Below are 12,085 nucleotides of genomic sequence, written 5' to 3' on the forward strand. Positions count from 1 at the left end.
AGTAATGCCGGTCCATGGCTGTATGCGTTATGAGGTGAACCCTGATGCAAACTCTAAACCGTCGTGACTTTCCCGGCCGTAGCCACCCTGACAAGATTATTCAATTTGGCGAAGGTAACTTCCTGCGTGCTTTTGTTGACTGGCAGATTGATTTACTCAATGAACACACCGATCTGAATGCCGGGATCGTGGTGATCCGCCCGATCGATACTGATTTTCCACCGTCACTCAGTACTCAGGATGGTCTGTACACTGCGGTGATCCGTGGTTTGAATGAGCAGGGCGAAGCGGTGCGTGAATCCCGCCTGATCCGCTCGGTTAACCGTGAGATCAATATTTACCGTCAGTTCGATGAATATTTGGCGCTGGCCCGCGATGCCAATATCCGCTTTATGTTCTCAAATACCACCGAAGCGGGTATTGCCTGGAATGAAGCCGACCAATTCAGTGACGCACCACCAAGCTCTTTCCCGGCTAAATTGACCCGTTTACTGTTTGAACGTTTCGAGCATTTTGCCGGTGCCGCAGATAAAGGTTGGGTGTTACTGCCTTGTGAACTGATTGATTACAATGGTGAAGCACTGCGCGAACTGGTGTTGCGTTATGCCAGTCACTGGCAGTTACCTGCCGCTTTCACCCAGTGGTTAACTGAAAACAATACTTTTTGTTCAACGCTGGTTGACCGCATCGTTACAGGCTATCCGCGTGATGAAGTGGCTGCCTTACAGACCGAACTGGGTTATCAGGACAGCTTCCTGGATACCGCAGAATACTTCTATCTGTTTGTTATTCAAGGGCCAAAAGAACTGGCTCAGGAACTGCGCCTCGACCAGCTTGAGCTGAACGTGCGTATCGTTGATGACATCAAACCCTATAAAGAACGCAAAGTTGCCATTCTGAACGGCGCACACACCGCGCTGGTACCCGTGGCATACCTCTCTGGGCTGGACACCGTCGGCCAGACGATGGATGACGCACAAATCAGCAGCTTTGTAGAGAAAACCATTACCGAAGAGATTGTACCGGTATTGGATTTACCAGAAGACGAATTATTGTCGTTCTCGCAAGCGGTATTAAGCCGGTTCCGCAATCCGTTCATTCAGCATCAGCTGCTGTCTATCGCCTTGAATGGTATGACTAAATTCCGTACGCGTATTTTGCCACAGTTGCTAACCTACCAGCAGCAGCAAGGCAAGTTACCACCGCGTCTGACCTTTGCTCTGGCAGCCCTTATCGCCTTTTACCGTGGTGAGCGTGAGGGGCAAACTTACCCGTTGCAGGATGATGCTCACTGGTTGGAACGCTATTCAACCTTGTGGAGTGGTGTAAAACACAGTGATATCACTCTGGCTGAGTTAGTTAACAGCGTACTGTCTGATGCGACCCATTGGGGGCAGGATTTGACCGCCGTTCCACAACTGGCCAACCAGGTGACAGAGCAACTGCAAACAATCATTGATCGTGGCATGAGAGCTGCGGTAGCGGCCTATAGCTAAAGGTTTAACTATGCAAAGTATTATAAAAATTCACCCGCTGGATAATGTTGCTGTCGCACTGCAAGACCTGGCCGCAGATGAAGTCATTGAAACCGGTGAGCTCAGCGTTAAGCTGGCTCAGCCGGTGGCCCGTGGCCATAAGTTTGCTTTAACAGCGATCGAACCGGGTCAGATGATCGTTAAGTATGGTTTGCCGATTGGCCATGCATTAATTCTCATCCAACCGGGCGAACATATTCATTCGCAAAATGCCAAGACTAACCTCAGTGATCTGGATGAGTATCAATATCAGCCGGAATTCAGTGACCTGCCACCACAAATGGCGGATCGTGAGGTGCAAATCTACCGTCGTGCTAACGGTAATGTGGGGATTCGCAACGAATTGTGGATAGTGCCGACTGTTGGTTGCGTGAATGGCATCGCCCGCCAAATCCAGCAGCGTTTCCTGAAAGAGACTCAGGATGCAGAAGGTATTGATGGTGTTTATCTGTTCAGCCACCCATTCGGTTGTTCACAACTGGGTCAGGATCATGAAAATACCCGTACCATGCTGCAAAACATGGTACGTCACCCTAACGCGGGTGCGGTGCTGGTGATTGGCCTGGGTTGTGAAAACAATCAGGTAGATGTTTTCCAAACTACGCTGGGCAAGGTTGATGAAGATCGCGTGCACTTTATGGTCTGCCAACAGCAGGATGATGAAGTTGAAGCTGGTTTAGAGCATTTACATGCGCTCTATCAGGTGATGCGTAATGACCAACGGGTGCCGGGCAAACTGAGTGAACTGAAATTTGGTCTGGAATGTGGCGGCTCTGATGGTTTGTCCGGTATTACGGCTAACCCTCTGCTAGGGCGCTTCTCTGACTATGTCATTGCGAATGGCGGAACCTCTGTACTGACCGAAGTACCGGAGATGTTCGGTGCGGAACGTATTCTGATGAGCCGTTGCCGCGATGAAGCAACTTTTGAAAAGACGGTCAGTATGGTCAATGATTTCAAACAGTACTTTATCGCTCACAACCAACCGATTTATGAAAACCCATCACCGGGTAATAAAGCGGGCGGTATCACCACATTGGAAGAGAAATCCCTTGGTTGCACCCAGAAAGCGGGTCAGAGCAAAGTGGTCGATGTACTGAAATATGGCGAGCGCTTGCAACGTCCTGGCTTGAACCTGCTCAGCGCACCGGGTAATGATGCGGTGGCGACCAGTGCGTTGGCGGGTGCTGGCTGCCATATGGTGCTGTTCAGTACCGGTCGTGGCACACCTTACGGTGGTTTTGTACCGACGGTGAAACTGGCAACCAACAGTGAATTGGCAGCGAAAAAGCCACATTGGATTGATTTTGATGCTGGTAAGTTGATTCACGGCACCTCAATGGACACCTTGTTGACTGAATTTGTCGAGTTGATTGTCGACATTGCCAATGGTAAACCGGCGCGCAATGAAGTGAATGATTTCCGCGAACTGGCGATCTTTAAAAGTGGTGTAACCTTGTAAATAGTATGTCTTTCGAATAATATGAAACGGTGTTTTATTTTTTATAAATAAGCTCCGATACCCAAAGTAATTGGAGTTACAGGTAGGCCGCCCGCGAATAAACCCCGATGAGCTTACTCAGGTAAGTGATTCGGGTGACAAATCTGCTGAGTAAAGGGCAGCTAACAATCCTGTGGCTTCAAGCACGAAGGGGGTTCATTATTAACAGTCAGACTCAGTGCGGGTAACTGCACTTCAGGACTCCCCACCATGACCTTCTATTGGTTTGCTCAATCCATTGGTGTACTGGCATTTTTTGTCGGTATCACCATGTTTTTCAACCGTGATGAGCGGCGTTTCAAACTTCAACTTTCCGCATACAGTGCCATTATTGGTTGCCACTTCTTCCTGATGGGAGCCAGTGCTGCCGGCAGTAGTGCCATGCTTAACGCATTACGTAATCTGGTAGCCGCTAAAACGCGCAGTAATATTGCGATGATGGTTTTTATCATCCTGACGCTGACTTTTGGTATTTGGCGTATGCAACATGCGGTGGAAATATTGCCCATTTTTGGCACGGTAATCAGCACTTGGGCACTGTTTCGCACCCATGGGCTGACCACCCGTTGTGTGATGTGGGTCTCCACCGTCTGCTGGGTTATCCATAACGTATGGTTGGGTTCTATTGGTGGCTCATTAATTGAAGGCAGTTTCTTACTGCTAAACGGTTTTAATATTATCCGTTTCCGCCGCCTGCAACTTAAAGGAATAGACCCTTTCCGGGTTGAGAAGAAAGCGGTAAAAGAAGACGCCGCTCAATAAAACTGGGGGCTGTAATCGCCCCCACGGGTTATGACACTATCCTGATTCAGATGCTTTTACGGTTCGCCAGTGGATCTGGATTAGCCAGTCTGGCATCGTCTGCCTGGCAGGCCGCGGCAGTGAACAGCACATCGGTGGAGGAGTTCAGGGCGGTTTCGGCTGAATCCTGTAACACACCGATAATGAAACCAACCGCGACCACTTGCATTGCTATCTCATTCGGAATGCCAAACATGCTGCAAGCCAATGGGATCAGCAACAGTGAGCCACCGGCAACCCCGGATGCGCCACAGGCACAAATTGCCGCCACCACACTCAACAGCAGGGCAGTGGGCAAATCAACCGGAATACCCAGCGTATGTACCGCCGCCAGTGTCAGCACGGTGATAGTAATTGCCGCGCCGGCCATGTTAATGGTGGCACCCAATGGAATGGAGACTGAGTAAGTGTCTTCATTCAGGTTCATCTTCTTACACATTTCCATATTTACTGGAATGTTAGCCGCTGAACTGCGGGTAAAGAAGGCGGTTACACCACTTTCACGCAAGCAGGCAAAGACCAGTGGATATGGGTTACGGCGAATTTTCCAATACACAATCAGTGGGTTTATTACTAATGCCACCAGTAACATACAGCCAATTAATACGATGAGTAGCTGTGCGTAACCCAGTAACACGCCAAAACCCGTTTCTGCCATGGTGGAGGCAACCAAGCCAAAAATACCCAGCGGCGCAAAACGGATAACCACTCGTACCACTTTGGTCACAGCATCAGACATATCATTAATTAAGGCTTTAGTGGTATCCGCAGCATGACGCAAGGCAATACCCAAGCCCACGGCCCAGGCCAGAATGCCGATATAGTTGGCATTGAGCAGCGCATGAATCGGGTTAGCAATTATGCTGCTCAGCAAGCCTTTCAGTACTTCGACAATCCCACCGGGAGGGGTGATTTCAGCAGTATTGGTCGCCAGAATCAGGGTGGATGGGAACATAAAGCTAACCACCACAGCAATCAATGCGGCTGAAAAGGTACCCAATAGATACAAAAACAGAATAGGGCGGATACTGGTTTTTTGCCCCTGTTTATGGTTGGCAATGGAGGCCATGACCAGCATCAAAACCAATATCGGTGCAACAGCTTTCAATGCGCCAACGAATAATGTACCGAGCAGACCAACGGCTGTAGCGGCAGGGGTAGAGACCACGGCCAAAATGATACCCGCCACTAAACCGACCAATATCTGTTTAACTAAACTGCCACGGGCGATAAACCCGATAAATCCAGATGGTGTCTTTTCCATAGTTTCCAGTGATGCCTCTTCCCAAGTTAAACTTGTCTTATTTTTTTACCCATTTAGCACTCAAACCGGAACGGGGCTGAGCACTTATGTTCACACCTGTAACTTAATATTATTTGTAACTGGGTGTGTTTGCTTTGACAGTATAAGGGAATCTATTGGCGAGGAAAAAGACAATCAGCAAAATCCAATACGGATCAATATTGCATAACATTTTGTTTACATTTATGTGATCGTAATAACATTTGGTGAGTGGCGAAATATACGGGATAAATGCGGGGTTATTACTCCCCCGCATAATAGATTGTAGCGTCAGGCAGCTTACTTGTGGAGGGTTTTATCTGCTGCTAAACGGCGGTCTGCGCGATGATTTACCCAGACATTAATTAACAATGTCAGTGCCAGAATACCGGCTACCACACCTAATGAAATGCCAATAGGGATATGGAACAGGTCAATAATCATCATTTTGATACCGATAAACACCAGAATGACGGATAAACCATACTTCAACATTGAGAAGCGTTCGGCCACATTTGCGAGTAAGAAATACATGGCACGCAGACCTAAAATAGCGAACAGGTTAGAGGTCAACACAATAAAGGGATCGGTGGTCACCGCGAAGATAGCTGGGATGCTGTCAACGGCAAAAATCACATCACTTAGCTCAACCAGAATTAATACCAGCACCAGTGGCGTTGCATAGAGCAGGCCATTTTTACGCACAGTGAAGCGGTCGCCATGTAACTCATCCGTCATGCGTAAGTGATTACGAATCCAGCGAACCAGTGGTTTCTCACCGATGGGAGTATCGTCTTCTTTTGCCAATGCCATTTTGATACCGGTAAACAGCAGGAAGGCACCAAACAGATACAGGATCCAACTGAATTGCGACACCAGCCAACTGCCGGCGAAGATCATAATAGTACGCAGTACAATCGCACCCAGCACACCGTAAATCAGTACCCGGCGCTGCAAATTGGCAGGAACAGCAAAATAGCTAAACAGCATTAACCAAACGAAGACGTTATCTACGGCGAGTGCTTTCTCGATCAAATAGCCGGTCAGGAAGGCAAGTGCTTGCTTGTCGGCGATATCACGCCCCACTGTTTCGGCCAGATACCACCAAAAACCAGCATTAAACAGTAAAGACAAACTAATCCACACCAGCGACCAGCAGGCAGCCTGACGCAGTGTCATGGTTTGCGCGCCACGACGCCCCTGTAGGAGTAAATCGATGGCAAGCATAATCGTCACGATAACAGCAAAACCACCCCACAATAAGGGAGTACCCACGGTATTCATCATTCATAAACCTCTTAAAAACAAAAACGGCCAACGTCGGAAGACGCTAGCCGCTATGTCTGAGCTGCAAGCAAACCTCGCCTTCCGGCAAGGTCTCACTTACAACACCGATAATGTAACAACACCCATAGGTGCTAGTACATAATGAGGTTGCCCGGTAACCGGGTGCTTTCGCACCGTAATGACGGCTGACCGGCAATGAAGTTACTCCCCTTTGCCGCGCAAAAATAATGGAAAACGGGCTGCTGGTCAATCATTGAAAGTAAATTAACTTACAGCCGGTGGTTGGGTATCTGCTGGGAAAATAACCCCAGTCTGGCGGCGAATATCTGTTTGAATACGCGAGGTGAGCAACGACAACTGCAAACCAGCGTGTTCCACCTGTGCATTTTCCACCAAATTGGCAAAAACCTCAGCTTCATACAGCATAGTATTAATATGCTGTGGCAGCGTCAGATCCACCGAATGGCCCCCTCTTGGGGTAAAGGCGATAGACAGACATTCAGAGATACTTTCAATAATCAGCGAACCATCCTCCCCCTGAATTTCACTGGGGATATCCGATTGGCTGACTTTTGAATGGATGAGAACCACATCAAAATCGCCATAATTCATACAGACGGTGCCGTGGGCATCGACCCCACTGGGGAGCAAACTGGCGCTGGCCAGTACTGACTTCGGCTCGCCCCATAATGCCAGTGCGCTAGCCAAACAGTAGTAACCAATATCCATGATCGAGCCATTAGAAAAGGCTGGGTTAAAGGTGTTGGGATTTTCGCCGTTCAGATAGCGCTGGTAACGTGATGAATATTGGCAGAAGTTAATGGTGACTTTACGTAATTTTCCCACCTTGGGCAGTGCCTGCTTTAACTGAATAAAGTTAGGCAGATAGGCAGTTTTAAAAGCTTCAAATAGCACGACCTGATGTTCGCGGGCACAGGCAACCAGCGCTTCGACTTCAGCCAGATTTGATGCCAGCGATTTCTCGCAAATAACGTGTTTTTTATGGCTGAGGAACAATCTTGCCTGGGGATAATGTAGGGAGTTCGGGCTGGCAATATACACCGCATCAATCTGGTCACTCGTCGCCAAGGCTTCCAGATTATCAAAGCAGTCAGTAACGTTGTAATCATCGCCAAACTCTTGGGCCTGTTCCAGCTTACGGGAGTAAACGGCAACCAGTTTCATCTTGCCACTTTCGTGGGCGGCATCAACAAAGCGTGCGGTGATCCAATTAGTGCCAATAACAGCGAAGCGAATCATAGTGAACTCCGTTACTACAGAAGAAAAACACGTTGAACCGCCAGATGGTTACACCCACAGGGGATTTTCTTGGCGAATTCCCTTCGTACTTGACGTTACAGGGGGCGCTATGTTCACTTGCTTGCCGCCTGTCTGCCCCTTGAAATCTATTCGGTATGGCTTTGTAAATCAAATACTAATAAATCGCACCAAACAGATCCAAATGAGTCAGATAGAGGCGAGTGTCAAACTCTAACTGATGATATTGCGGCTCCATATGGCAGCACAAACTATAGAATGCTTTGTTGTGATCTTTCTCTTTCAAATGCGCCAATTCATGAACCACTATCATTTTTAGGAAGGCTTCTGGCGCGTTTTTAAACACAGTGGCGACCCGAATCTCTGCTTTTGCTTTTAATTTGCCACCTTGCACCCTGGAAATTGCGGTATGCAGGCCGAGAGCATGCTTCATCACCTGAATTTTACTGTCGTAGGCCACTTTACTTAACGGCTGAGCGTTGCGTAGATACTGGTTTTTTAAATCAACCGTGTATTGATACAACATCTTATCCGTATTGTAATCATGGGATTGTGGATAGCGCTGACGTAATACATTCCCCAGACGCTGTTCGGTGATGAGTTGGCGTACCTGAGACTGTAAGTTTTCGGGATAACCTTGCAGATAAGTTAGTTCCTGCATATGTATTTGCTCTGGCTAAGTTAGTCAATCAATTGATAGCGGATATGGGCCGATAATAACGTTTTCCCATCGTTTAGACAAAATCCTATTGTGCAGTTGGGCCAAATCTAATGACTTAAATAAAAAGTACCAATACCAGCATCACGTTACACTTTGCTGGTACTGGTTTTTAGTTAAGAAATTAGTATCTAACTAATTTAAAATTGGTAATTGATACCCAAAGTCGCTTGGGTATCTGAGTAATTGTGCTTACCTAACTGCTGACCAAGATGGCTCCATAGCTTAAGGTTGTTATTGAACTTGCCCTCAACACCTAGTTTCAACTCAGCAATGTTGTTCATTCCTTGCGGTGTAATATGGGCATCATCCAGTAATAGCCCTTTATTCCCGTTGCTATTTATCCAATTAGCTTCAATGAACGGGTTGATTTTTAAGGTGTTAGTAGTAGATAAAGTATCAGCGCCAAATTCTAGTGTTGTAAGTAATCCTAATTTGGTCGTAACCGTATTGTTCTCTTCCATCTTTATCTGTGGCCCGGTGAGTTCTTTATGTTGCAGCCCACTGCTACGTTGCCACAATACTTTCGCCTTCGGTTGTACAAATAACTTAGCCTTCTCTTTTTCGATCAATTGAATTTTGTAACCTGTTTCTAACGCTGTGGTGAATATATAAGACTTATAATTCGCACCGGTGACGACTTCTGGTGCCTTAACCTGATTATTAAACATTCCGTATTGCGCAAGTAAGCCAATATAAGGCCCAAGCTGACTGATGTTGTCGGCATTCCAGACGCTATATAACCCTAAGTTATAGCCAACTACAGACCCATTAGCTTGATGCTGAGATGTGGCGGAATTGCTACGACTGCTGGCTTTACCGATACCGGCAGTTATTCCCAGAATTCCTAGATCATGTTCACCGCTGCTCCATTGGCTTATTTTGCCCCCTAACTGAGTTGAATAGCGGGTGCCTTTGGTGTGGAGTTGGTCCTGACCGGAGCTAAAACGGGTTATCGCCCCATTGGTGTTTAACCACATGCCGGTAACTTTTTGCTCGCCCGTCATTGGGTCAGTGTAGGGAGTTTCTCCTTGGCGATGCTGTAGGTCGTCAGTAATAAACATCTGTTGTGCGGCCATTTGGTTGGCAAGATAGCTACCGGCTTGCGGGTTATGGCTAATGATAGGGGGTGATTTGAGAATTGGTTCAGGTACCGGTAGCCTTTTGGGTTTTGGGGCGGGTGGTGTTGCTTTTTTAGGCTTGGTTGTTATCGTTGTTGCTGCCGGTTGGATGTTACCAGGCGGCGTAGATTTAGTTGTCTCAGCTATGTTGTCTTTTTTTGCTGGAGTAGCAGAAACGTCAGGAGTTTCAGAATCTTTAAACGTTTCTGCCGGCAACGTATCATTATTGCCAATATGATCTTTCACCTTGCTTTGCTGGTGTTCCTGGTGCGCTACCAACTGCCTATCCCTTGGGTGATGCTGCTGCTCTTCCTCTGGTAGTTGCTGGTACTCCTGTAATTGCAGTTGTAGGTACTCCAGCGGGTACCTATTCTGCAACTGTTTCTCCAACTGGTTGAATTGCGACTGCAGACGCTCACTGTCATCCTCCAACCTCTTTAGCTCTGAGTCGGGCGAATTGAGCTTCAGCGCGATGCGCCTATCCATCTGCTGATCCATCGGCAGATGGCTAATTCGTATACGCTGCTCTTCTTGCTTCATATGCTGTGCCAACTTTTGCTGGCCAACTTCTTCCATGTTTTGTGCCAAATACTTAAGGTTTTGGAACATATTCTGCAACTGAGCAGAGTTGGTGTTTATGTTATGTTCAGCCCCTTGCTGTATAGAATGTTTTCTTCTATCGTCATCTGCCCAAGCGGCAGTGCCACTCAATGCCAACAACAGAGCACTGATAGCTTTGGCACAGTTGGATACGCGATATGATTCGTGCTGTGATGATAGGTGGGGCGTAATAGTTAGCTGCGTACTATTATTATGATCCAGATTAATAAAATTTGATGAAGACATTATTGGTTTACCTTCCTGGTAATTGATATTCAAGCCCTGTTATTACGGATGGTATGATTTCCATTCATAAAATTATTTTTGATGTGAAAATATAGGCTTAGGCGCTATAACCCTTTAAAATAAAACTAATAAAATTTAAATTCTTAAATAATAAATAATTTCTTATTTAATTACCTCGATGAATACGTGATAATAAAATGCTAATTAAATCTGTGGCTTTATAGGGGCGCTGGTATTTTATGTTGAGTGAAGAGGAATTGAGTACATTGGTAATGACTTAACATGAAAATAATATTTAATAAGGGTTTTGACGCGGTGGGAGCGGTGTTTCATTACGCTATCTTAAGCCGTTCGTTATGCTGATGTCTCTGTTATACCCTAGGGGATTTTCTGGCTTTGCTAGCCTTAGTCTCGATAAAACGTCATTTAAGCAAAAAAACATTTTACTGATCGCCCGTTTTAGGGGATAAACAGCCCAAATTTATTATTCAGGAGCGGTGATGAGCCAACTCTTACTGGGAACGCAAAGCCTTGAGCTTGAGCGTTTTCCACCACAAGAAAATTCCAATACCCTACAGGCGTGGGAAGCAGCAGATGAATATCTGCTACAAAACATTGACTTAAGCCAAATTGATGGCCGCCCGGTGCTGGTATTTAATGATCAGTTTGGAACGCTGGCCTGTGCTTTACATGCTTATCGTCCATTCAGTGTCAGTGACTCTTATATGAGCCAGTTGGCGACGACGCATAACGTGCAGTTAAATCAGTTAGATGAAAATGCCGTTACCCTATTAAGCAGTATTGATGCGTTACCTGCTGCTCCTAAGCTGGTGGTGATTAAGATCCCTAAAGCTTTGGCGCTGTTGGAGCAGCAATTACGCGCATTGCGCCTGGTCGTAGCCCCAGATACGGTGATTATTGCCGGGGCGAAATCCCGCGATGTGCATAATTCAACTTTGCAATTGTTCGAAAAAATTCTTGGTCCGACCAAAACCACACTGGCGTGGAAGAAATCCCGCCTGATTCACTGCGAAGTGGCAGATATGCCACTGGCAGATGCGCCGGAAACTACCGATTGGCCGCTGGCGAATACCGAATATGTCATCCATAACCATGCTAACGTTTTCTCTCGCAATAATTTGGATATCGGCGCGCGCTTCTTTATGGAGATTCTGCCGTATGATGTGGCGGGCAAAATCGCGGATCTGGGTTGTGGTAATGGTGTCGTCGGTTTAATTGCATTGGAACAAAATCCATTGGCAGAAATGCTGTTTGTCGATGAGTCCTATATGGCCGTTGCATCCAGTGAGCTGAATATCACCTATAACCGCCCACAAGACTTACCACGCTGTGAATTCATGGTAAGCCATGGTTTGGCCGGTGTTGAGCGTGAGAGCCTGCAACTGGTGCTATGTAACCCTCCGTTCCACCAACAGCATGCGGTCAGTGACCATGTGGCCTGGCAGATGTTCTGTGATGCTAAACGTTGTCTGAAGGTGGGGGGGGAACTGATGATTGTGGGTAATCGCCATCTGGACTATTTCCACAAACTTAAACGTTTGTTCGGTAACTGCGAAACATTGGATTCAAACCAGAAATTTATGGTGCTGAAAGCAGTGAAAACGGCATCATCCCGTTCCGAGGGGGGTGGTAGCGGTAGTCTTGATATGTCGTATAGCGATTTCTAAATACCCTTCGTACTTGAAGCCGCAGGGG

The 12,085-nt window shown here is 46.9% G+C and carries 9 protein-coding genes; 4 read left to right on the forward strand and 5 right to left on the reverse strand.

Annotated elements, in window-relative coordinates; all coding sequences use genetic code 11:
- Window positions 1-44: 44 nt before the first annotated feature.
- The 3 genes from Q2T71_RS21435 (at window position 45) to Q2T71_RS21445 (ending at window position 3,798) form a co-directional block, all read left to right on the forward strand.
- Window positions 45-1,496: a tagaturonate reductase gene (locus Q2T71_RS21435; protein WP_372560460.1), complete on the forward strand. Its 1,452-nt coding sequence runs from the start codon at window positions 45-47 to the stop codon at window positions 1,494-1,496.
- A 10-nt stretch (window positions 1,497-1,506) separates the two neighbouring features.
- On the forward strand, window positions 1,507-2,997 hold the full coding sequence (locus tag Q2T71_RS21440; protein ID WP_083162332.1) for a UxaA family hydrolase: 1,491 nt from the start codon (window positions 1,507-1,509) through the stop codon (window positions 2,995-2,997).
- A gap of 249 nt (window positions 2,998-3,246) precedes the next feature.
- Entirely contained in the window at window positions 3,247-3,798 is a 552-nt protein-coding gene (locus Q2T71_RS21445) for a YgjV family protein (RefSeq protein ID WP_083162334.1), read from the forward strand.
- Between the two features lie 46 nt (window positions 3,799-3,844).
- Here Q2T71_RS21445 and sstT read toward each other — a convergent pair whose 3' ends face one another.
- The 5 genes from sstT to Q2T71_RS21470 all read right to left on the reverse strand — a co-directional run bounded on the left by sstT (window position 3,845) and on the right by Q2T71_RS21470 (window position 10,369).
- Window positions 3,845-5,101 (reverse strand): serine/threonine transporter SstT, encoded by a 1,257-nt coding sequence (gene sstT / locus Q2T71_RS21450; RefSeq protein ID WP_372560461.1) that lies wholly within the window; start codon window positions 5,099-5,101, stop codon window positions 3,845-3,847.
- A gap of 318 nt (window positions 5,102-5,419) precedes the next feature.
- The gene (locus tag Q2T71_RS21455; protein WP_372560462.1) at window positions 5,420-6,406 is read right to left on the reverse strand and encodes a TerC family protein; all 987 of its coding nucleotides are present in this window, start codon (window positions 6,404-6,406) and stop codon (window positions 5,420-5,422) included.
- A 264-nt stretch (window positions 6,407-6,670) separates the two neighbouring features.
- Window positions 6,671-7,666 (reverse strand): Gfo/Idh/MocA family protein, encoded by a 996-nt coding sequence (locus Q2T71_RS21460; protein ID WP_083162340.1) that lies wholly within the window; start codon window positions 7,664-7,666, stop codon window positions 6,671-6,673.
- Between the two features lie 175 nt (window positions 7,667-7,841).
- Window positions 7,842-8,345 (reverse strand): M48 family metallopeptidase, encoded by a 504-nt coding sequence (locus Q2T71_RS21465; protein ID WP_005192896.1) that lies wholly within the window; start codon window positions 8,343-8,345, stop codon window positions 7,842-7,844.
- Between the two features lie 197 nt (window positions 8,346-8,542).
- On the reverse strand, window positions 8,543-10,369 hold the full coding sequence (locus Q2T71_RS21470) for an autotransporter outer membrane beta-barrel domain-containing protein (protein ID WP_372560463.1): 1,827 nt from the start codon (window positions 10,367-10,369) through the stop codon (window positions 8,543-8,545).
- Between the two features lie 500 nt (window positions 10,370-10,869).
- On the opposite strand from Q2T71_RS21470, the gene rlmG reads away from it, so the two are divergent.
- Window positions 10,870-12,057 (forward strand): 23S rRNA (guanine(1835)-N(2))-methyltransferase RlmG, encoded by a 1,188-nt coding sequence (rlmG, locus tag Q2T71_RS21475; protein WP_372560464.1) that lies wholly within the window; start codon window positions 10,870-10,872, stop codon window positions 12,055-12,057.
- The last annotated feature ends 28 nt before the right edge of the window (window positions 12,058-12,085 follow it).

The sequence above is a fragment of the Yersinia sp. 1652 StPb PI genome, assembly GCF_041538345.1.
Lineage (GTDB): Bacteria > Pseudomonadota > Gammaproteobacteria > Enterobacterales > Enterobacteriaceae > Yersinia > Yersinia enterocolitica_E.